At 69.8% G+C, this 20,773-nt stretch carries 21 protein-coding genes and 5 pseudogenes; 13 read left to right on the top strand and 13 right to left on the bottom strand.

Annotated elements, in window-relative coordinates:
- Positions 1–98 precede the first annotated feature (98 nt).
- Positions 99–1,025 carry an RNA polymerase sigma-70 factor gene (locus K4B79_RS46175; protein WP_232033470.1) on the bottom strand — a complete coding sequence of 309 codons (927 nt, stop codon included), beginning with the start codon at positions 1,023–1,025 and terminating at the stop codon, positions 99–101.
- A gap of 408 nt (positions 1,026–1,433) precedes the next feature.
- Here K4B79_RS46175 and K4B79_RS46170 point away from each other — a divergent pair, with 408 nt between their 5' ends.
- The gene (locus tag K4B79_RS46170; RefSeq protein ID WP_232033469.1) at positions 1,434–1,697 is read left to right on the top strand and encodes a WhiB family transcriptional regulator; all 264 of its coding nucleotides are present in this window, start codon (positions 1,434–1,436) and stop codon (positions 1,695–1,697) included.
- A 166-nt stretch (positions 1,698–1,863) separates the two neighbouring features.
- On the opposite strand, the gene K4B79_RS46165 is transcribed toward K4B79_RS46170, so the two are convergent.
- Entirely contained in the window at positions 1,864–2,610 is a 747-nt protein-coding gene (locus tag K4B79_RS46165; RefSeq protein ID WP_232033468.1) for an SDR family oxidoreductase, read from the bottom strand.
- A gap of 251 nt (positions 2,611–2,861) precedes the next feature.
- Between K4B79_RS46165 and K4B79_RS46160 the strand changes: the two are divergent.
- Together K4B79_RS46160 and K4B79_RS46155 are read left to right on the top strand one after the other, a co-directional pair.
- Positions 2,862–2,957: pseudogene (locus tag K4B79_RS46160) on the top strand (ferredoxin); the annotation flags it as partial.
- Positions 2,921–3,058 (top strand): hypothetical protein, encoded by a 138-nt coding sequence (locus K4B79_RS46155; RefSeq protein WP_232033467.1) that lies wholly within the window; start codon positions 2,921–2,923, stop codon positions 3,056–3,058. The pseudogene K4B79_RS46160 and the gene K4B79_RS46155, both read left to right, overlap by 37 nt.
- A gap of 19 nt (positions 3,059–3,077) precedes the next feature.
- Here the strand turns inward: K4B79_RS46155 and K4B79_RS46150 are convergent, their stop codons facing one another.
- The gene (locus K4B79_RS46150) at positions 3,078–3,575 is read right to left on the bottom strand and encodes an Ohr family peroxiredoxin (RefSeq protein WP_308280643.1); all 498 of its coding nucleotides are present in this window, start codon (positions 3,573–3,575) and stop codon (positions 3,078–3,080) included.
- 321 nt (positions 3,576–3,896) lie between these two features.
- Here K4B79_RS46150 and K4B79_RS46145 point away from each other — a divergent pair, with 321 nt between their 5' ends.
- Complete coding sequence (locus K4B79_RS46145) at positions 3,897–4,499, top strand: DUF5134 domain-containing protein (protein ID WP_232033466.1); 603 nt, start codon at positions 3,897–3,899, stop codon at positions 4,497–4,499.
- A 7-nt stretch (positions 4,500–4,506) separates the two neighbouring features.
- Here the strand turns inward: K4B79_RS46145 and K4B79_RS46140 are convergent, their stop codons facing one another.
- The 3 genes from K4B79_RS46140 to K4B79_RS46130 form a co-directional block, all read right to left on the bottom strand.
- Positions 4,507–5,916: an aldehyde dehydrogenase family protein gene (locus tag K4B79_RS46140; protein WP_232033465.1), complete on the bottom strand. Its 1,410-nt coding sequence runs from the start codon at positions 5,914–5,916 to the stop codon at positions 4,507–4,509.
- Entirely contained in the window at positions 5,916–7,016 is a 1,101-nt protein-coding gene (locus K4B79_RS46135; RefSeq protein WP_232033464.1) for a phenazine antibiotic biosynthesis protein, read from the bottom strand. Before K4B79_RS46135 ends, K4B79_RS46140 begins: the two co-directional genes overlap by 1 nt.
- A gap of 255 nt (positions 7,017–7,271) precedes the next feature.
- The gene (locus K4B79_RS46130; RefSeq protein ID WP_232033463.1) at positions 7,272–8,039 is read right to left on the bottom strand and encodes a class I SAM-dependent methyltransferase; all 768 of its coding nucleotides are present in this window, start codon (positions 8,037–8,039) and stop codon (positions 7,272–7,274) included.
- A gap of 387 nt (positions 8,040–8,426) precedes the next feature.
- Between K4B79_RS46130 and K4B79_RS46125 the strand changes: the two genes are divergently transcribed.
- Both K4B79_RS46125 and K4B79_RS46120 read left to right on the top strand, forming a co-directional pair.
- Positions 8,427–8,873 (top strand): hypothetical protein, encoded by a 447-nt coding sequence (locus tag K4B79_RS46125; protein WP_445276271.1) that lies wholly within the window; start codon positions 8,427–8,429, stop codon positions 8,871–8,873.
- Positions 8,874–9,066: 193 nt separating this feature from the next.
- Entirely contained in the window at positions 9,067–9,909 is an 843-nt protein-coding gene (locus tag K4B79_RS46120) for an alpha/beta fold hydrolase (RefSeq protein ID WP_232033462.1), read from the top strand.
- A 175-nt stretch (positions 9,910–10,084) separates the two neighbouring features.
- Here K4B79_RS46120 and K4B79_RS46115 read toward each other — a convergent pair.
- A pseudogene (locus K4B79_RS46115) lies at positions 10,085–10,642 on the bottom strand (pyruvate dehydrogenase (acetyl-transferring), homodimeric type); the annotation flags it as partial.
- Positions 10,643–10,766: 124 nt separating this feature from the next.
- Positions 10,767–11,507 carry an SDR family oxidoreductase gene (locus tag K4B79_RS46110; RefSeq protein ID WP_232033461.1) on the bottom strand — a complete coding sequence of 247 codons (741 nt, stop codon included), beginning with the start codon at positions 11,505–11,507 and terminating at the stop codon, positions 10,767–10,769.
- 289 nt (positions 11,508–11,796) lie between these two features.
- On the opposite strand from K4B79_RS46110, the gene K4B79_RS46105 reads away from it, so the two are divergent.
- On the top strand, positions 11,797–12,267 hold the full coding sequence (locus tag K4B79_RS46105; protein WP_374208595.1) for a cupin domain-containing protein: 471 nt from the start codon (positions 11,797–11,799) through the stop codon (positions 12,265–12,267).
- Positions 12,268–12,382: 115 nt separating this feature from the next.
- On the opposite strand, the gene K4B79_RS46100 is transcribed toward K4B79_RS46105, so the two are convergent.
- The 4 genes from K4B79_RS46100 to K4B79_RS46085 form a co-directional block, all read right to left on the bottom strand.
- The gene (locus K4B79_RS46100) at positions 12,383–12,877 is read right to left on the bottom strand and encodes a cupin domain-containing protein (RefSeq protein ID WP_232033460.1); all 495 of its coding nucleotides are present in this window, start codon (positions 12,875–12,877) and stop codon (positions 12,383–12,385) included.
- A gap of 65 nt (positions 12,878–12,942) precedes the next feature.
- The gene (locus K4B79_RS46095; RefSeq protein ID WP_232033459.1) at positions 12,943–14,469 is read right to left on the bottom strand and encodes an MFS transporter; all 1,527 of its coding nucleotides are present in this window, start codon (positions 14,467–14,469) and stop codon (positions 12,943–12,945) included.
- A complete protein-coding gene (locus K4B79_RS46090; protein WP_232033458.1) occupies positions 14,466–15,434 on the bottom strand; it encodes an alpha/beta fold hydrolase in 969 nt (322 codons plus the stop codon). The genes K4B79_RS46095 and K4B79_RS46090 overlap by 4 nt, the downstream gene beginning before the upstream one ends.
- A gap of 155 nt (positions 15,435–15,589) precedes the next feature.
- Complete coding sequence (locus K4B79_RS46085; protein ID WP_232033457.1) at positions 15,590–16,060, bottom strand: carboxymuconolactone decarboxylase family protein; 471 nt, start codon at positions 16,058–16,060, stop codon at positions 15,590–15,592.
- Positions 16,061–16,307: 247 nt separating this feature from the next.
- Here K4B79_RS46085 and K4B79_RS46080 point away from each other — a divergent pair.
- From K4B79_RS46080 to K4B79_RS46070, 3 genes and pseudogenes are all read left to right on the top strand, one after another.
- Positions 16,308–16,826 (top strand): annotated as a pseudogene (locus tag K4B79_RS46080) (DUF427 domain-containing protein); the annotation flags it as partial.
- Between the two features lie 174 nt (positions 16,827–17,000).
- A complete protein-coding gene (locus tag K4B79_RS46075) occupies positions 17,001–18,224 on the top strand; it encodes an RNA-guided endonuclease InsQ/TnpB family protein (protein WP_232033456.1) in 1,224 nt (407 codons plus the stop codon).
- A 61-nt stretch (positions 18,225–18,285) separates the two neighbouring features.
- Positions 18,286–18,555: pseudogene (locus K4B79_RS46070) on the top strand (DUF427 domain-containing protein); the annotation flags it as partial.
- 10 nt (positions 18,556–18,565) lie between these two features.
- Here the strand turns inward: K4B79_RS46070 and K4B79_RS46065 are convergent.
- Complete coding sequence (locus tag K4B79_RS46065) at positions 18,566–19,534, bottom strand: helix-turn-helix transcriptional regulator (protein ID WP_232033455.1); 969 nt, start codon at positions 19,532–19,534, stop codon at positions 18,566–18,568.
- Positions 19,535–19,626: 92 nt separating this feature from the next.
- Between K4B79_RS46065 and K4B79_RS46060 the strand changes: the two genes are divergently transcribed.
- The 3 genes and pseudogenes from K4B79_RS46060 (at position 19,627) to K4B79_RS46050 (ending at position 20,531) form a co-directional block, all read left to right on the top strand.
- Positions 19,627–19,992 (top strand): VOC family protein, encoded by a 366-nt coding sequence (locus tag K4B79_RS46060; protein ID WP_232033454.1) that lies wholly within the window; start codon positions 19,627–19,629, stop codon positions 19,990–19,992.
- Positions 19,993–20,095: 103 nt separating this feature from the next.
- Positions 20,096–20,194: pseudogene (locus K4B79_RS46055) on the top strand (IS5/IS1182 family transposase); the annotation flags it as partial.
- A 43-nt stretch (positions 20,195–20,237) separates the two neighbouring features.
- Positions 20,238–20,531 carry a hypothetical protein gene (locus K4B79_RS46050; RefSeq protein ID WP_232033511.1) on the top strand — a complete coding sequence of 98 codons (294 nt, stop codon included), beginning with the start codon at positions 20,238–20,240 and terminating at the stop codon, positions 20,529–20,531.
- Positions 20,532–20,773: the final 242 nt, after the last annotated feature.

Raw genomic sequence — 20,773 nt, 5'->3', positions numbered from 1 at the left:
CGACACCGCATTGACCGAACAGTGAGGAGCGCTGTGACAACCGGCCCGTCGCCCGCCGTGCCGGCACGGCGGGCGACCGAGGGCGACCGGGGGCGAACTCAGACCTCGCAGACGACCGGCCAGTGGACACGGGAGCGGGAGTCCAGGAACGCGGCGATCTTTGCCGGGTTGAAGACCCACATCACCTGGCGAATGCCACGGTGTGTGGCGGCGATCGTCATGAAGGTGGCGGGCCGGCCGTCCCTGTGGAGCAGGATGGCGCCGCGCCCGTTGGCCTCGACCGGTTGGACCTCGACCGTCGGCCAGAAGCGGCGGTGCGCGGTGGACAGGTTCGCCACGCGGGCACGGCCCAGGACGGGGATCCGGGCCGCTCCCCGGATACCGTTCCCGTCGGACAGGCTGACCGCGTTCGGCGTCAGCAGCTCCTCCAGCCTGCCGACGTCGCCCCGCCGGGCGGCGCCGACGAAGGCGTCGAGCAACCTGCGGTGCTCGGCGGCGTCGACGCTGTCCCGCTGGTCGTCGGCGAGGTGCTTGCGCGCCCGGCTCACGATCTTCCGCACGTTGACGGGGCTGAGCCCCAGGACGCGCGCGATCTCGGGATAGTCGTAGTCGAAGGCTTCTCTGAGCACGTACGCGGCGCGCTCGGTCGGAGGGAGTTTCTCCAGCACCAGCAGGAGGGCGAGTTCGAGTGCTTCGGCCCGTTCGGCGCCGACCTCCGGGTCGTTGCTGGTGTCGACGGGCTCGGGCAGCCACGGACCGATGTAGCTCTCGCGGCGCAGACGGGCCGACTGAGCCACGTTGAGGGCCAGCCGTGTCGTGGTGGTGGACAGGAACGCGACGGGGCTGAGCACGATCGCGCGGTCGGTGCGCTGCCAACGCAGCCACACCTCCTGGACGACGTCCTCGGCCTCCACCGCACTGCCCAGCAGGCGATAGGCGATGCCGAAGAGGCGTGGCCGGAGTTCCACGAACACGGAAACGGCCTCGCTCAGGTCACTGTCCGTCGGGGGCGCCTCTGGATGCATGATCCTTCAGTCTCCGTTTCTGTGTCACGGGTGCGTCGGCGAAGGCGATCGGCCTCTCTGTCGAGGACCGCCGCGGTGGCGGCCCGGCGCACTGAGGGATCCGGCAGGGCGCTGTGTTCGCCTCCGCACGAAGTGACCGCGGGCGCGGATGCTTCGTGACACTTTCGCGGAGAGTTTTTTGCCGGGTTTCCGAGACCGGGTTTTCGAGAGGCGGGCAGTGCTGCCGCGCCGTCGGAGCGGGCCTCGCGGTGGCGGGCGCTGCGACGGGCGGATGTCACACGCGCGCCGACAGTTCGGTCTGTCAAGTGGAGAGCGGTCCTGCGCGGCACGCGCTTTTCGCCAGCTCCCCACACACAGAGCGACCTCCCCCCCCGAACCGGTATCCGTTCCGCACACAGGAGGCATTCCATGGATTGGCGCGTAAGGGGACTCTGCCTGAGCGAGGACCCTGACCTCTTCTTCCCCGTCGGCAGTGTCAACAGCGGTCCGGCGACGCTGCAGGCGGACGAGGCCAAATCCGTCTGCCGCCGTTGCCCCGTGACCCGGCAGTGTCTGGCCTGGGCCGTCGAGACGGGTCCGGTCGAGGGGATCTGGGGAGGAACCACGGAAGGGGAGCGCCGGGCGATGCGACGGCGGTCGGTGCGCGAGCAGGCCGTGAAGAGCGCAGCCTGAGAGCGGGATCCATGGCGGATGTGGGTGGGCGGGGCGGGCTCTCGGGCTGGGCACCGACCGGCGAAGCGGTCTTGTCACGAGGGAGGGGGCCTGCCGTGCCGCAGTGCGGACGACAGGCCCCCTCCCATCCGGTGGGCGGGCCAACGAGGGCCCGCCACCCGCCGACTCAGCCCTGCTGGGCGAGCCAGTCGGCGAACCGGGTCGCGCCGATGTTCGCGTCCGGACCGGGGAGCAGCGTGGTCTCTTGCAGCTCCGCACCGAAGTACGGGGCGTGCACGTCGGCCACGACCTTGCGCGGGTCCTTCTTGGCGGCCAGGCCCTTGCGGATCAGCTCGTCGAGCTGGAACTCGTCGGGGCCGGCGATCTCCACGACCCCGTTGACGGGTCCGCCGACCGCGGTGCGGCCGACCGTGGCGGCCACGTCGTCGGAGAAGACCGGACGGATCCTGACCGGGGCCAGCCGGACGGTGTCACCGTCGGTCGCCGCCTCGGCGATGCCCTTCATGAACTCGAAGAACTGCGTGGCGTGAACGATGGAGTAGGCGATGCCGGACTCCTTGATCAGGGTCTCCTGCGCCTGCTTGGCGCGGAAGTAGCCGCTCTCCTGCAGCCGCTCCGTGCCGACCACGGAGAGCGCCACGTGGTGGGTCACCCCTGCGTCCGCCTCCGCCTTGAGGAGGTTGGTGGTCGAAGTCCGGAAGAACTCCATCACGGCGTCGTTCTCGAAGGACGGCGAGTTGGACACGTCGATCACGACCGACGCACCGGTCAGGACCTCGGCGAGCCCCTCGCCCGTGAGCGTGTTGACGCCGGTGTTCGGGGCGGCCGGTACCGCCTCGTGACCGTGCTCATTGAGCTTGGCCACCACCTTCGAGCCGATCAGTCCGGTACCGCCGATGACTACAACCTTCATGGTGACGATCCTTTCGAGAGGTGCGGTGTCGTCCGCACTGGGAGAGACCGAGCGCGAACGTTTTCTGTGACACGGGAGCTGTGCGTGAAGCGTTTCTCTGGCGGCCGACTTCAAGCCGAAGGCGTGGGCGAGGTCGGTTCGCGTCAGCGGCAGAGCCGTGTCACAACGTGACGGCGTCCTTGGTCATACAGACGAGCCCGACGACCTGCGAGCCGGCGCCGCGACGCGTTCGACGTTCGAGGAGGAGAGGGATGACGTACGTCATCGCGCAGCCCTGCGTCGACATCAAGGACCGGGCCTGTGTGACCGAATGCCCTGTGGACTGCATCTACGAGGACTCGCCGTCAACGCCGAGTACTTCACCGCGGCGGCTCCGGAGGTGGGGGACCACCCTCTCGTCGCTCGCAAGGAAGAAGCCGCCGACGCGGACCTGTGGTTCCCGTCCTGACAGTCGCCGGGCGTGCCGGTCAGGGGGCCAGCGTGATGGTGGTCGGTGTTCCCCGCCAGGCCATGCGTGCGTACGGACACAACGCGTCGGCCTTCTCGATCAGGTCGCCGGCTGTCTCGGGAGCGACTCCGGGCCACCGCGCCACCAGATCGACGTACAGCAGATAGCCGCCGTCCTCCGGGTCGCGCCCGAAGGCGACGGTCGCCTCGACCGAGATCGCCGCCGGATCGAGGCCTTCCTGACGTGCCAGCAGGCTCAGAGCGCCGTGGAAACAGGCCGCGAAACCCGCCGCGAAGAGCTGCTCGGGGTTGGTTCCCCGGCCGTCACCGCCCAACTCGGCCGGCATCCGCAGGTCGAGGTCGAGAGAGCCGTCGGACGAGCGTGCCCGGCCGGAGGCCCGACCGTGGGAGGCCACACCGCCGTGGACGGTCACGGTGGTCGTATAGATGGGCGAGAACTCCTCTCCGTCGTAGTCCTTCTCGGTCGACAGGGTGGGCAACTGGATTGGGTCGGTCACGACATGACTCCGTTGTCGTCGAAGGGCGCAGTCCCAGCAGAGGTCCGGTCCGGCAGAGGTCCGGCAAAGATCCGGGACTACTGAATGACCGACACGCGGCCGGAACTGTGACGCCCGGCCCCTCAATGCCCGCGAAGGCCCGAGCCGGTGTTCCGCCGTCCCGGCGTCATCACCTTGGCACACCGTGTCACTCGCGCACTCCGGACAGCTGTCGTCGCTGTCACGGATCGATCGCACACCTGGTCAGGACTGAGAACCGTCATGGACCAGGAGGCGCACCCAGTGTCGGACAAGACGCCAGCAGCCCTCATCGTGCACTGCATGCTGACGCTACTCTTCGTCATCGTGGCCCTGCATGTACTGCGGCGCGGGGTCCGGTCACCGGGAGCGGACGGCCGTGACCGGGTGGACCACCTGCTGCACTTCGCCATGGCGGCGGCCATGGCGATCATGCCCTGGAGCCTCGGCCGGTCACTGACCGGGCGGACCACGATGCTGCTCTGCGCGGCGGCCACGCTGTGGTTCCCGCTGACCGCGCTGTACCGCCGTACGACCGGCAGGGTGGCGGCGATCGCCGGGCGGCTGCCGTCGGCCGCGGGCATGGCGGCGATGGCCTGGATGTCGCGGATGCCCCACGGTGGGGCCGCCCCCGCCCACGAGACCCTGGCCGGAGGTGTTCCGGTCGCCCACCACACCGCGGCCCAAGGCGCCGCGGCGAGCGGCTCGATGACGGCGGACCTGGTCACCGCCGCGCTGACGCTCTGTCTCCTCGGCTACGCCGTACGGTCGTTGCTGCGCTCCATGCCCACGCTGCGGACCGCCGCGGGCACCGCGCACCGCGCCGCCGCGGCGGACCCGTACGGGCACGTCCGCGACGGGGCGATGGCGTTGGGGACGGCCGTGATGCTGGTCCTGCCCCACTGACCGCCGTTCACTCGAAGCCGACGACGGCCTTGCTGCGCATCAGGAAGTCCGACAGGTAACTGTCGTGCGGCACGCCCGGAGCCATCCAGTAGGTCGGCCGGTCACCGGCGTACACATTGGCGATGGTGGGCTCCGCCAGCAGGGTGGCCAGCAGGGCGTGGTCGCGCGAGAGGAGCGAGAGGACGAGGGTGTCGCGCAGCGGAGCGATTCCGTCCGAGCGGGTCCACGGCGCGATCCACACGCAGGGAAAGGGGAGTTCGGCCCGCGGTTGCGGGGCTCCCGCGTGGTCGACCTGGTGGACCGCCGGACGCAGTACGGCACTTCCGTCTCCGAGGTCGTCGACGATGCCGTCACCGCCGAGCCAGGCGCGGGTTCCCGCCGCCACCTTCCGCAGATAGGAGTCGAGGGCGCGGGCCCGGTCCAGCGGGTACACCGGGAGGACCGCCCGGGCGTCCTGGGGCGGCAGACCGGGCAGCCGGGACAGGCGGTCCGCGACGGCCTCGGCGAGCGGCGCCGGATCGCCCTCGACGAGGACGGCGGTCGCGTTGACGCACGCGGTGCCGCCCTCGTCGGCGACGGAAGCGACGATGGTGTCGAGGTACCCCCGCCAGTCCGTGTCCGCGGTGACGAGGATCTTGGTCCGGCCGGGCCCCTGCGGCAGCACGCGGGCATCGTGCGCGTACCGGGCGACCACGTCGTCACCGCCGTACACCACCGCGCGGTCCGCACCGCGGATCAACGCCCCGGCGGCCTGGTGGTCCGTGGGCAGCAGCACGAGCTGGTCCTCCCGGACGCCCGCCCTGTGCAGGGCTCCGACCAGGCGGTGCGGAGTGAACGGCTCCCGCCGGGACGGACGTACGGCGACGCGGTAGCCCAGCGTCAGCGCCTCCAGCCACAACCGGTGGACACCGGGGTGGTTGCCGGAAGCGTTGACGGCGAACACCTCGCCTCTGCGGGCCCACACGGCGTGCCTGGATCCGAGGGTCGGATCCCCACTGTGCCGGGCCGCCCCGCGCGGCCTGCCCCGGTCGGCCGACGAACGGGCCAGGCCGACGAATCTCGCGGTGTCCCGTGTCGCGGTGCGCACCACCGTCAGCGGGCTGCCGGAGGTGCGGCTCACCAGGTGCTCGTACTCGCGGACGCCCAGCCCGCCGACGGTGCCGGTGGCGAACTCCTCGGCGGCCGTTTCCAGGAGCGTGTCCAGGCCGGCCGTCGGTACGGCCTCGGCCTTGCGCAGCGCGGCCAGGGCGCGGTGGACGTAGACCGGCGGTACCAGGCTCAGTCGCGCCACATCGGTACCGGACACGTCCGTCACGCCGCTCGGTACGCGCGTCCGGTAAGGGCCGCCCGGGCCCAGCGCGTCCAGGTACACCGGCCCGTCGGCCTTCACGACCGTCCCGGCCGTCACGACCGTCATCAGTACACGCCCTCGATCACGGTCTCGCCCTTCACCGTGGCCACGGGTGCCACGTCCGCGACGGCGTCGCCCGCGTGGTCGCCGGCCGGTCGCACACGGACCGCAGTGTCGCGTTCCGCGTTGTTGGGGATGAGCATGGACTTGCTGACGTGACTGACGATCACCTGGCCGCGCTCACCCACCTCGACGCGTTCCCCGGTGGCGGGGTCGACGACCGACAGGAACACGTACGGCGACACCGGGTCGAAGACGCAGGGCTGGGAGGCGTCGAGTCCGGGGCGTTCGAGCAGTGCGGTGAGCATCATGGTGTTGCCGTACATGCCGATGAGCGGCACATCGGGAAAGACCTCCGTGGCCAGCAGGTGCCGGGTGTCGGGGTCCATGTGGGTGCCGCCCCAGAGGATCGCCCGGACGGAACCGTTGATCCGCTCCAGGAGGTCGTCCTCGCGGGCGAAGCGTTCCAGCAGCGCGGTGGTGGCGGCCAGTACACCAACGTCCTGGGTCAGCAGGATCCGGCGGCACTGTTCGACGAGATGGTCGGTGTAGGACTCGACCTCGTCGCCGCGGCCCGCGGCGATCAGCTTCTTCACCCAGCGGGGATCCATGTCGATACTCAGGGCCGGGCCGCCGAGCGCCGCCGCCGCCCGCTGCAGCACGTCCCCCACCAGGTGCGGACCGGTCGGCGCCACGGTCAGCCACTGGGCGCCGAGCGGGAGGCCGTGCTCGCGCAGACGCCGGTCGACCTGCTCGGTGCTGTGCCGCATCCAGTCGTCGAGCTGGACGACCCGCTTGGGCGCCCCGGTCGTCCCGCCGCTGTCGAAGACGTTGATCAGCCGGGCGTCGCCGCCGTAGCCTCGGGGGATCAGGTCCGCCACCGGTACGTGCCGCAGCTCGTCGGTGAGGTCGGGGAAGAGCGACAGGTCGGCCACGCCCTTGACGTCCTGTCGCGGATCGAAGGCGAGCCGCTCGGCCCGGTCGAGCCAGTAGCGGGAGCCGGTCGCCGGGTCGAAGTGCCAGCGCATGGCCGCTCGTAAGAACTCGTCCGGATCGACGCCGTCGGAGGGCCCGGCGTCCAGAACGGAGGGGGACTCATACGTCATCTGGGGTCCTGCCTTTCTTGGTGCGGTCCTGTGCGGTCCTGTGCGGATGACGGGGCCGCCGGTGAACTGTGCGTTGTGGGGGCGGGTGCTGACCTGAGATCCCCGTCCCCGTTGGCGAGGCGCACCGAGCGAGTCGTGTGGAGTCGTGTGGTCCGGTCATCCATCAGACCGGTCGGCGACACCGTTTGTGACAGCGCTGTGCGGGCGGGCCGGGGCGGCCACCGTGGGCGTTTCGGGCCCGCTCCGGCGGCCGGTTCAGGTGTGGTTCGGCCGCGTGACGGCCAGGACGCGGGGATCGTCGTGGCCCGGCAGCGGGACGAACCCGTGCCGTTCGAGGTCGGCTATGAGGCGAGCGCGCGAGGCGGGCCACATCCAGAACGTCTCCGTGTGCTCCCGCAGCACACCTTGTGGCCCGCGCACCCGGTATTCGACGCGGTTGCGGATGCGGTATCCGGCGGTCGACATCGTCATGCGTCCCCCGTACACATGCCCGCCCACCCGCTTCTCCGGCAGGAGGCGTACGACGTCACGGGCGGGCAGCACGGCGGGCGGGAGCTGCAGGAACAGCGACCCCCCGGGGACCAGGGCCGCCCGGACCGCGGGCCAGAGCACATCCCGCGCGGCCGGGGGGAGACAGGCGACCGTGTTGTGGCACACGGCCACGTCCGCGACCGCGTACAGACCCGCCCGGTCCAGCGTGCACGGGTGCACGGTCACCCGTTCCCGCTGGGGCGCGGGCAGGGCGGCGAGGCGGGTCAGCAGCGAGGTGCGCATGGCCCGTGCGGGCTCGACGGCGTGCACCTCGACCCGGGACTCGGCCAGGCTCATCAGGGTGACCCGCCCGGTCCCGGCACCGATGTCCAGCACACCGCGACGGGCCTTCGCGACCTCACTGCCGTAGAGGTGACGGACGCGGGCCTCGTCCTGAGCGGCCTGCAAGATGTCGTAGAACTCGGCGGTGACGGCATAGGAGTCCGGGTACGGCCGGGTGGGCGGTGCTTGTGGGCTGACAACAGGGTGCATGTCAGCAAGACAGCGTGTGGGCCGGGCGGGTGACAGGCGGATCGCCTGCGACGACCGGCCGGTGTCTCGTGGAAGCGACCGCTGGGACGGCCGTTCGGACTTCCCCTCGGACCCCGCGAAGGTCGAGTTCTACGCCCCGCCGCTGACCCAGGACATACATCATCAGCCGGCCGCTGCACCGGATGACACGTCTGCGCATGGTCCAGGCACTCAGCGCGGGGACCGACGAACTGCGGGCGGCTCTGGACCGGTTCCCTCGCCCGGTGACGCTCTGCAACGCGCGCGGAGTCCCCGCCCCGAGCACGGCGGAACTCGCCCTGACCCTGATCCTCGCCTCGCTGCGGGGCACGGACCGCCCTGGGCGTGGCCTGGCTCAGCGTGTACGCCGTGGCTCTCGTAGGAGCGGCGAACGACATCATCGCCACTCGGCTGAACCTGTCCGTCAACGCGGTGACCTGGACCGTGCGCGTCGGCCTGTTCGTCGTCCCGGTCCTGGCCTTCGGCGTCACCAAACGGCTGGCACTGGGCCTGCAACGCCGGGACCGCGAGGAGGTGTTGCACGGCCGTGAGAGCGGTGTCATCAAACGCCTTCCGGACGGCGGGTACGTGGAGATCCATGAGCCCCTCGCCCCGGCTCGACTACACATGCTGACCGCTCATGAGCAGTACCGGCCCCTGACGGCCGTAGCCGTGCGGGACACGGACGGTGCTGTGCCGACCCGTACCCGGCGGCTGCGCGCCGGGCTCAGCCGTGCCCTCTACGGCACCGGCACACAGGTCTCCAAGCCCACGGGGGCCGAGGACAAGGAGGTCACCGGTCGGCGCCGGTCCTGACCGGTGTCGGCCTGGCGGAATCCGACATCGCGACATGTCACACCTTCCGTCGTTCCCCGGTCTTGAGGAACGAAAGGCGGCACAACGTGTGGCCCTTTCGTTCCTCAAGACCGGCACCGCCCACACCGCCTCACCCCGTGCACCCGCGGTTCGCCGCTTTCAGCGCACCTTCACCGCCCGAAAGGCACTCGACATGATCCGTAACCCCCGCACCAGCAGGGCCCGCAGTGCGCTCACCGCGCTGGCCGGCGCCGGCATCGCCGCCGGTCTGCTCGCCGTCACGGTCGCCCCGGCCTCCGCCGACAAGGGCACTTCCGACCAGGAGCCCAAGCCCACCGTCGTCCTGGTCCACGGCGCGTTCGCCGACTCCACGAGCTGGAACGGTGTCATCAGCAGGCTCCGGCACGACGGCTATCCGGTCGTCGCCGTCGCCAACCCGCTGCGCTCCCTGAGCGGCGACTCGGCCTACCTCAAGGACACCCTGGCCGACATCGACGGGCCCATCGTGCTGGCGGGTCACTCCTACGGCGGTTCGGTGATCAGCAATGCCGCCACCGGCAACGACAACGTCAAGGCGCTGGTCTACCTCGCGGCCTTCCTCCCGGAGAAGGGTGAGAGCGCCGTCGACCTGTCGGGAAAGTTCCCCGGCAGCACCCTGGGGGCCGCGCTGCGCCCTGTGCCGATCACGAACGCCGACGGTTCGCAAGGCACCGATCTGTACATCCAGAACGACAAGTTCCGCCAACAGTTCGCGGCCGATGTGCCGCGCAACAAGACCGAGCTGATGGCCGTCACGCAGCGACCGGTCACCGAGGCGGCGCTCGCCGAGGGCGCGGCCGAACCGGCCTGGAAGACCATCCCGTCCTGGGTGCTTGTGGCCACGGGTGACCTCAACATCCCGCCCGCCGCCCAGGAGTTCATGGCGGAGCGAGCCGGCGCCCACACCACGGAGGTCCGCGCCTCCCACGCGGTGAGCGTCTCGCGGCCCGGCACGGTGACCGAGGTCATCGAGGAAGCCGCTCGCTCGGTGCGCTGACCCCGCACCCGGAGATCGAGGGCCGGCGGTACACCGCCGGCCCTCGACCGCCATCCGGCAGGGCACACCCGACCGGCCCGGCCGGCCAACGGAACCGACCCCGCCCAATCGACCCCGCCCAATCGACCCCGCCCAATCGACCGCAGGTCCGCCCGCGCGGACACATACCGGCCCGGCTGTCCAGGCCCAAGCGGGAGGCCAGCGTCAGGGCTGCCATCGACTCCGGCTCGTCCATCTCCCCGTCGCCCAGGAACGCCCACACTCGTGAGGCCGAGGAGTCCTTGATGCCGCGGGCGTGCAGATAGCGGTTGAAGCGGGCCTGGTAGATGGCGCCGAGCGGGCCGAGCCCCATGGACACCGTCGGGAACTCCCACAGCCACGGAAGCCGTCGGGGGTGCGGGTAGGACGGCAGGCCCAGACCGCCCGTCTCCCGCCGAAAGGCGTCCAATTGGGCCTCTCCCAGGCGTCCTTCGAGGAAGACCCGGGCGTAGATGCCGGGGGAGGCGTGCCCTTGCAGGAAGAGCTGGTCCCCCGAGCCGTCCCCGTCCTTGCCCTGGAAGAAGTGGTTGAACCCGATCTTGTAGAGCGAGGCGTACGTGGAGATGTGGCCGCCCAGTCCCAGCCGGGAACCGCGGGTGACCATCGCCGCGGCGTTCCACCGGTTGAGCGCGGTGATCCTGGACTCCAACTCCAGGTCACCGTCGAACTCCGGCTGCGCCGCGGCCGGGACGGTTCATTCAGGGCAGCCTTTCTGCACGGCGTGAGCTCCGGCGATGTCGGACGCGGACACGGTGGGTGTCGGGGGCGCCGATCTGGTGGGTTGCGCGGGCGACGAGGCGATGCCGCCCGCCCTCACCTCAGCGGCTCTTGAGCCACTGGGCGAAGGTGTGGTGGCCCAGGTGGGCGTCCGGCCCGGGGAGGAGCGCCCGCTCCTCGACCATGGCGCCGAAGAACGGAGCACGCGTGTCGGCGACGACCGGGTCGGTCCGGCCCAGGGTGCTCAGCAGCGCGGCCGTGGCGTCGTCGAGGCGCACCTCCTCGGGACCGGCCGCCTCGACCACGCCGAACTCCGGCAGCCCCACCGCGACATGGGCGACCGTCGTGGCGACGTCGTCCGCCGCGAGCGGCCGCAGCAGCAGGGGCGGCACGTGCACACCGTCGGACCGGGTACCGGCCACGGCGGCGGCCGCCACCGACTCGTGGAACGGCGTGGCACGGACCACAGAAAACGGGATGGTGGTGTTCCTGACCAGGTCCTCCTGCGCGGCCTTCGCCCGGAACCAGCCCGAGCCGACCCGGTCGGCGCCCACCACCGACAGCGCCACGTAGTGCTCCACGCCCGCCGCGGCGGCCGCCTTGAGGAGGTTGCTCGTCGAGGTGGTGAAGAAGTCCGTGCTGACCTGTTGGTCCCGGGAGGGCGCGTCGGTGACGTCCACGAGCACCTCGGCGGTGCGCAGGGCCCGGGCGAGACCTTCCCCGGTGCTGACGTCGACTCCTTCGCCGCGTGAGATCGGCACGACCTCCACCCCGTGGTCCCGGAGCCTGGCGACGGTCCGGAAACCGATCAGGCCGGTGGCACCTGCGACGACGACTTTCATCTGAGCCTCTTCCGTCAGGGGATGTGTGAACCCGCTGGATGTCGGTGGCAGACAGTGGCGGACATTGGTGCGTGCCACCGTGCTCATCAGACCTAGACAGTGCGCATTCGCTTCTTGTGACACCGCGCTCAGCCTCCCGGGGTGCGGGCCGCGAATCGACTGTCGTCCCTTGTCACAGATCCGGCCGACACCCGGTCAGAAGGATCGAGCGGTCTTACGACCGGACATGAACCGTGTCATCGGACGATGTGTTACCCATGCACGGTGGACCCACGGAAGGTGCGACCCAGTGTCGGAGAACTCACAGCACGATCACCACGGCCACGGCCACGGCCACGGTCACGGAGACGGCGGCGCGGACGGCCCCGGCTGGACCCGCGCGGCGAAGATGCTCCAGGATGCCTCGCCGATCACGGTTCCCGAGGGTGCCTCGGCGATGACCATCCACGTCCAGTGGGAGCCCGGTGACCCCGGCACCCCGCCGCACCGTCACTCCGGCCCGGCCTTCGGATACGTCATCAAGGGTGCCGTTCGCTTCGAACTGGAGGGTGAGCCCGAGCGCATCGTCGAGGCCGGCGGGACCTTCTGGGAGCCGGGCGGCGACGTCATCCACTACCAGGACGGCAACGCCCTCGCCGATGAGACCACGGAGTTCGTCGTCACGATGATGTGCGCTCCCGGCAAGCCCATGCTGGAATTGGTCGACGAGGCAGAGCTGAAGGAGCGCGCCCACCTGCGCGCCCCGAGGCCCACCGCCTGACCTGGGGGTCGGACGCTCACAGCGGGGCCCCGTACCCGTGACACCGGTCGTCGCCGGGAGGTCACGGATACGGGGCCCTTCCGCTGCTGACCGCTGCTCCTACTCAGCTACTCCACTACTCCACGAAGTACGAGTCGTGCCTGTCGAAGAACGCGGCACGCTCCTCCTCGGAGGCGTGCGCCAGTTGGGAGGCCTGCTCGAAGTACTCCTCACGCGGGGCGCCCGGGGTGAACAGCAGCAGCATGTCGGCCGGGGCGTCGGAGTCGTTGCGGAAGGCGTGCAGCCCGCCCTGGGGAACGTGCAGGAAGTCCCCCTTGCGGGCGTCGACCCACCGCACACCGTCGAAGACACGCACCGTGCCGTCGAGGATGTAGAACGACTCCGAGATCCGCTTGTGGTAGTGGGTCTTGGGGCCGCCTGCCCTGGGCCGCATCTCCACGTGGTACAGCCCGAACTCACCCCGTGTGGTGCCGGTGGTGGCCAGATAGTGGAGGGCGTCCTTCCCGGTACCGCTCTCACCGATGTCCGGAGGTGCGGTGGCCGGCCGGAAGACGGCGCTGACCTCACCGTCCTCTCCCCAGTACTTCTGTTCCGGGTACGGGTACGACATGTCTGGTTCCTTTCGTGGGGCCGGCGCGCAGTGACGCGCCGGTCGTGTCATTCGACGCATTCGACTCATTCGACGGCTTGGTGACGGATGAAGCGAGGCACCAACGGCGGTTCCATCAGCCACCCGTGCGTCCGCCCGTGCGGCGGACGCGGGGCGGTGGCGGTCTGCCGCAGCGTGCCGAAGGAGACCGCCGCGCCGACGGCCAGCAGGGCCGCGCACAGGGGCATGGCCCGGGCGAACGCCGCGTCGAAGGCCGTGTCCGACCGGTATGCCTCGGGTCCCATCCCGACCAGCAGCGGCAGCGCCGCCACGGCCACCAGACCGGCCGCCCGTGCGGCGGCGTTGTTGATGCCGCTGGCCAAACCGGCGTTCGAGGCGTCCACCGAGGCCAGCAGGGTCACCGTCAGCGGAGCGACCATGACGACCATGCCGCTGCCCATCACCAGCAGGGCGGGGAGGATGTCGTAGACGTAGGACGCGCCCGCCCCGACCCGCAGCATCATCACCATCCCCGCTCCGCACACCAACGGGCCGACGGTGAGCGGCATCCGCGGCCCCAGCCGCTGGGCGAGCATCCCGGAGTGGGACGAGAACAGCAGCATGAGCACGGTGTTGGGCAGCATGGCCGCGCCGGCGGCCAGCGCCGAGTAGCCGACGACGATCTGCAGGTGCAGGGCCGTCAGGAAGAAGAAGCCCCCGGTACCGGCGTACACGCACAAGGTGATCACATTGACGGCGGTGAACTGCCGGGAGGCGAAGATCGTCGGCGGCATCATCGGGTCATCGCTGTGTCGCTCCACGCGGAGGAACGTGGCCCCCGCCAGCACGCCGCCGACGGCCGCGGCGACGGCGACCGGACCTCCGTCACGCGCCTCGGTGAGCGCGTAGGTGACCAGGGCGAGCGCCAGGGCGCCCAGAGCCGCACCGGGTATGTCGAAACCGGCCCGCCACCACCCTCCCGCGCGGGCCGCCTCCTTGTGCGGTGCGCCGACGGACTCCGGGACATGACGCAGCGCCACGGGCACGCACACCAGCGCCGGGACGATGCTCAGCAGGAAGGTCCAGCGCCAACCGGGGCCGTCGACCAGCCACCCGCCCAGGAACGGTCCGAGGGCGGCGCCGATGCCGCCGAACCCCGACCACAGGCCGATCGCGCGCGGCCGGTCGTCCGGGTGGAACGAGGCCTCGATGATCGCCAGTGAGCCGGGGGCGAGCAGCGCTCCGCCGACGCCCTGGAGTGCCCGGGCGGCGATCAGTGTGGTGGTGTCCGGGGCCAGGCCGCACAGCAACGAGGCCACCGCGAACCACACGGTGCCCAGGACGAAGACGCGGCGCCGCCCGAAACGGTCTCCCAGGGATCCGCCCAGCAGGATGAGCCCCGCCAGGGTCAGCATGTACGCGTTGACCGTCCACTGGAGCACGGCGAGGTCGGCGTCGAAGTCCTCGCCGATGTGGGGGAGCGCGACATTGGTGACCGTCGAGCCGAGCAGCACGACGCCGGATCCCAGGACGGTGGCCAGCAGGGTCCACCGGCCCCGGGCACTGGCGACGCGGAGGACGGCGGTGCCCTCCGGCGTGGGGGCCTGGTTCATGGCGCGTCCTGGCGTCCCCGGACGAAGGGTTCGCGGCCGGCCTGCTGCTCTTGCCACAGGTCGCGCACATCGCGTACGGCCGCCGCGAACGCCTCGGGGCACTCCTGCGGAAGGTTGTGGCCGGCGTGCGCCACCTTGCGGTGGAGCCGGGGCCCGGTGAAGTGACGGGCGGACGAAGAGCCGTCCGTGGCCGGGAAGTTGCCGTCGGCCGTGCCGTCCAGGGTGACGGCGGGCACCGTGATCGCCGGCAGCCCGGCCAGACGCGCTTCCAACTCCGCGTACTGCTCGGCGCCCGGCGCGAAACCGAGCCGGTGCCGGTACGAATGGAGCACTACGTCGGTGTAGTCGGGGTTGGTGAATGCCTCCGCCGCCCGATCCAGATCACTCTCGCGGAACGGCCACTTCGGGGAGTTCCGCTTCCAGATGACCCGAGCGATCTCCCGGGGGTCGTTCGCCAGCCCGGCCCGTCCCCGCTCGGTGAGGAAGTAGTAGAAGTACCAGAGGCCCGCCTCCCGTTCGGGTGCGAGAGGGATCGCCGCCGCGCCGATGTCCTGGATGAGGTAGCCGTTGACCGAGACCAGGGCGAGGACGCGCTCGGGCCACAGGGCGGCGGCGACATTGGCCGCGCGCCCGCCCCAGTCGTACCCGGCGAGGTAGGCGCGCTCCACGCCCAGGGCGTCCATGAAAGCGACGACGTCGGCGCCGAGGGCGGCCTGCTGACCGGAGCGCGGAGCCGATCCGCGGAGGAATCTGGTGGGGCCGTGCCCCCGCAGATACGGAACGACGACCCGGAACCCGCTGTCCGCGAGCAGGGGGGCCACGTCTACGTAGCTGTGGATGTCGTAGGGGAAACCGTGCAGGAGGACCACGGTGTCCCCGTCCGCGGAACCAGTCTCGTAGTAGGCGACTTCCAGCACGTCTGTGCTGACCCGTCGCAGAGGGGCGAGTGCGTGGTGTTGTGACATGAGGGTCCTTGGGATGCGTGGCCCGCGACGGATGCCACGGCCCGCCGGGTGGGCATCCGTCGACCGGCTGAGGCGGGCTCGGCCCGTCGCCTGGTCGGTGGTCGGGGCGACCAGGCGACGGACGATTCGTGTCCGGCCGGGCCGGAGCGACTGACTCAGCCGAACATGCCGGGCTTGTAGCCGCCGGCCGGCTGCCGGTTGATGACGTTGATGCGGTTGTAGGCGTTGATGACGGCGATGAGCGAGATCAGCGTGGCGAGCTGGTCCTCGTCGTAGTGCTTCGCGGCGTTCGCCCACGCCTCGTCCGACACACCGCCCGAGGCGTCCGCGATGCGCGTGCCCTGCTCGGTCAGCTCCAGCGCGGCGCGCTCGGCGTCCGAGAAGACCGTGGCCTCGCGCCACACGGCCACCAGGTTCAGACGCTGCTGGTCCTCACCCGCCGCGCTGGCGTCCTTGGTGTGCATGTCGGTGCAGAAGCCGCAGCCGTTGATCTGGCTGGCACGGATCTTGACCAGCTCCTGGGTGGTGACCGGGATGGCGGCATGCACGGCCGCGCCGGCCGAGTTGAGGTGCTTCATGACCTTTCCGGCGAGGGCGTTGCCGAAGTAGTCGATGCGCGCGTCCACGATGTATCTCCTCAAGTGGGAACACTGACAGCTCATTGACCGTGAGCCCTCGCGTTGTGTGACAACGCCTCGCTGATCACACCGTTCGAGTGCACACTGTGTGTAGCCCACTTCCGGGGACGCCGTCCGGCGCCGCTACCATCGAACGAGTAGATCAGGGCCCGTCGGCCCGAGTCGGTGCCGTCCTCCCGCGCCCACGGACACCGGGCGCGGAGAGCGCCGCACCTCCGAACACAAGGTGAACACCATGGCATCCGAAAGTGTCCTGCACCCGAGTCTCATCGTCCCGATCGGTCACGTGGAGCCCGTTCCGCGCCGGATCCGCGGGATGATCGGCGGCCGGGTCGCCTTCGAAACCCGCCGCGCGCTGTACGTCTGAGAATGGCAGGCATATCCGCAGTTCAGCATCCCGATCGAGGACCTGGTGGAGGGTGTGCTCCACGACGACAAGCACACCGAGCAGCTCGGTGCCGGACCCGCGCACCGTCACACCCTGCGCGTCGGCCCGGACGTCCGTGCGGGGGCGGCGTGGGTCTGGGGGGAAGGCGCCCCACGAGCCCTGCACGACACCGTGCGTTTCGAGTGGGAGGCGCTGGACTCCTGGTTCGAGGAGGACGAGCCGGTCTTCGTCCATCCGCGCAGCCCGTACTCCCGTGTGGACGCTCTGCGTTCCAGCAGCTCGGTCCGAGTGGAGCTGGACGGCGTCGTGCTGGCGGACGCCGCCGACTGCGTGAAGCTGTTCGAGACCGGACGGCCGACCCGCTACCGGGATTCATTCGCAGTGCTCCGGGGTTCACCTCGGGGGGAAGCGAATCTGGTGCCTGCGGTGCGGAGCGTCGCGGTGTTGTTCCGGCGGAGCCGGAACGTGCGCGGTGACGGTGAAAGTTCGCTCACATGTTCCCGGTGACGGTGCTTGTTCGACCTGTCTAGTGTGATCGGTATGCAGCTTCGGTACGCCTTCCGTCTGTACCCGGATGCCGGTCAGCAGAGGGCGTGGGCGCGGGCGTTCGGGTGTGCCCGCGTCGTATTCAACGACGCGGTACGCGCCCGCGAGGACGCCCGTAGGGCGGGCAGGCCCTTCCCGAAGGCGGGGGAGCTGCCCACCCGTCTGATCACCGAGGCGAAACGGTCCGCCTCGCGGTCCTGGCTGAGCGAGGTCTCCGCGGTCGTTCTGCAGCAGTCGCTGCGGGATGCCGAGGCCGCCTACAAGAACTTCTTTGCCTCCCTCAAGGGCGCCCGCAAGGGCCCGAAGCCGGGTGCGCCCCGGTTCAAGTCCCGCAAGGATGCCCGGCAGTCGGTCCGGTTCACCGCCAACGCCCGCTGGAGCATCACGGACACCGGCCGGCTGAACCTGCCGAAGATCGGGGCCGTGAAGGTGAAGTGGTCCCGCACCCTGCCCACTACCCCCACCTCCGTCACCGTGATCAAGGACGCGGCCGGGCGGTTCTTCGCCTCGTTCGTCATCGACACCGACCCCGCCGAAGACGCCGCCCGGATGCCCGCCATCGGCCAGAGCATCGGCATCGACCTCGGCCTCACCCACTTCGCGGTGCTGTCCACCGGCGAGAAGATCGACTCACCTCGGTTCCTGCGCCGCGCGGAGAAGAAACTCAAGCGCGCCCAGCGCGAGCTGTCCCGCAAGCAGAAGGGGTCGAAGAACCGCGAGAAGGCACGCTTGAAGGTTGCCCGCGCCCACGCCGAGGTCACCGACGCCCGCAAAGAGTTCCACCACCAGCTTTCCACCCGGCTGATCTCCGAGAACCAAGGAATCGCCGTGGAGAGTCTGTCGGTGTCGGGACTGGCGCGTACCAGGCTGGCCAAGTCCGTCCACGACGCGGGCTGGACGGCATTCGTGAACATGCTGGAATACAAAGCCCAGCGCCATGGGCGCACTCTGGTGAAGATCGGCCGGTTCGAGCCGACCTCCCAGACCTGCTCCACCTGCGGCACCGTGGACGGTCCCAAACCCCTGCACGTCCGCGAATGGACCTGCACCGCTTGCGGCACCCTCCACGATCGGGACCACAACGCCGCACTCAATGTCCAACAGGCCGCCGGACTGGCGGTAACAGCCTGCGGAGCGCCGGTAAGACCAGAACCCGTTCTGGCACAGCGCGAAGAAACAGGAAGCCACGGATTCCCCACCGGAAACCGCGCCGCGTAGCGGCACGGCAACCGGTAGAGAAGGCCAGAATCCTCGCCCTTCAGGGCGAGGAGCATGTCAATACCTCGATCGCACGACCATCGACTGGACACGGCTACGGCACTCGGACACGGTGACCCGATGCCCCTACAAGGGGACGACGAGCAGCTACTGGTCCTTCGACAGCGACACCGCCTCCCACGAGGACATCGCCTGGACCTACGACTTCCCCACCATCCACGCCAACCGCATCGCCGGACTCACCGCGTTCTACAACGAGCACGTCGATCTGTACGTCGACGGCACTGTGCTGCCGAGGTCCATGGCCCCCACCCCGATGGCGTCCGACTAGGCGCCGCGGGTCAGGACGTTGGTGACGGCGCATAGTGGCGGGCAAGGTTGGTGGCGAGGTCGCGGAGGTGAGCCCTGGCTTCGGCGGGGCCGTGCACAGTGACGGCGCTCCCGAACGGCAGGAGTGCGCGCACGTCCTCCAGGTGCAGGAAGCGGATCGTCACCTTGTGGCCGGTGGGGGATTCGTGGTGGTCGTCGTCCCGGACGAGTCGCCGGCCAAAGATCCGGTGCGCCCGCTCGATCTGGGTCTGGTCGATGGTGGCGCTGACCTCTATCGCGTGCTGGTGCTCCCACTGATCAACGAGCGCTGCAGCGACGGTGGCCAGGGTCTGGTTCTCGCGGATCTGTCGTGGCTGGTCGACTTCTTCCCACGTCGTGATGCGTTCAAGTCGGTACATCCGCGGCACTCGGGCGCAGTCCGCGACGAGATACCAGATGCCGGCCTTGGCCAACAGCCCATAGGGATCCACGACCAGGTCGTGCGGGCAAGATTCGCGTGGGCTGTCGTACTTGATCCGTAGCCGGCGACCACGCCGCACCGGGCCGATCAGCGAAGCCGGAGCTGTGCCGGAAGCTCGTACTTGGAGCCAGGGACGGCTGTCCACGTGCACTACGTCGCTGAGCGGCAGGAGCTCATGAACTCGACGTGACTGGGCGGCCATGATCTTGGAGAGCGCGCGTCGACTTTCGACCGATGCGTCGAGCTCCGCACGTTGCTTCTCGTCCAGCCCAGTGAGCGACAGATGATCACGCTCGCCCGGCGTGAGTCGCGTGAGGTCGAGCCCGGACCCGGGCGGCATGGTCACGCCTCCCAGGCGGCCCCGTTGCGCGGTCACCGGCAGTCCGGCGTCGCGGAGCCAGTTCAGGTCCCGGGTGATGGTGCGAAGGGACACCCCGAGCGCCGAGGCAAGTTCCTGGGTGGTCACGGCATCCCTCGATGCGAGGAGCAACATCAGGGAGAAGAAGCGGTCTGGGGTCACCCACCAAGTTTTCCAGGAATTGCGACACGATGCGGCGCATATCCCGGTCAGGCTGATGGACGCGTACCTACGACCTGCGAAAGGGAACAACCATGACCACATCCGTCATGTCCATCGTCTATGTGAACGACGCTCCCGCCGCCGCTCGTTTCTACGGCGACCTCCTCGACATGAGCCCCTCGTTCGAGACTCCTGGATACATCACCTTCGACCTCGGGCCGGGCGCTGCCCTCGCTCTGTGGTCTGGCCAGTTCGAGGACCTGTCACCCGACGTCCCGCGCACCAGCGAGATCTGCCTGGCCATCCACGCCGGACCCGACGCGATCAACGCGATCTTCAAGCAGTGGCAGTCCAAGGGCGTCACGATCCTCCACGAGCCTCATGACGAGGGGTTCGGGCTGACCTTCCTCGCAGCCGACCCTGACGGCAACCGCATCCGCGTCGCACCGCGGGACTGAAAGGCCACCACCATGCGGCAGGCGCGCACCGTAGGTGTCGCGCCTGCCGTCGTCTGACTTCGAGACGACTACGGGGACCCCACGCGCATGCGCCCCTGATAACGCAGTCGGCCAGCCTCTGCCCGGCAACCGCAACGACCGCAAGGCGTGGGAGCTGTCCAGAGCGAAGGCCGCCGTCGGCACTACCACGCAGCTACGAGAAGATCGTCCCACCACGCTGCGAACTGCGCGAGACGGAGGCACACATGGAGACCGACCTGGTCAGTCGTCTGGAGCAGGCGGCGGATCGTTTCGTGATCCCCCGGCGCATGAACGAGGGGTTCGATGAGCAGGCGCTCCTTCAGCTGCAGGAGGAGATCGATCGGTGCGGGACGGCGTGGACGGGGGCAACCCATGTACCGAAGCGTGCCGCGTTGATCCTCGCCGAACTCTCCCCGGCGATCGAGGCCTGCGCCCGGCTGTACGAGGGGGACATGCGTCAGCGGATCCAGGAGGCCGGGTTGATGGTGTCAGAGGCAGTGATCACTGCGCTGGACTGAGCGCCTCCCACGCCGCCGCGCCATGCACCTTCCCTGTAGGCGCCAGCGGGAAATTGCAGGGTCGGCAGCACATCAGGCGCTACGGGTGAGCCCAGTGTTGCGGGACAACTCTTAGTACTGCAGCCGCAGTTGGTGTGACTGGTGGTTGGGCTGTTCGTTGAGCCGGGCATGGGTGGGGACGTCACGGTTGACGAGGTGCACCGGTGGGCGGCCGGTCTGGACGCTCTCCATGCTCGGTTCGG

The sequence above is a fragment of the Streptomyces lincolnensis genome (assembly GCF_021173675.1).
GTDB lineage: Bacteria > Actinomycetota > Actinomycetes > Streptomycetales > Streptomycetaceae > Streptomyces > Streptomyces lincolnensis_B.
The sequence above is the reverse complement of the archived record's forward strand: the minus strand, read 5'-3'. Positions and strand labels throughout refer to the sequence as shown.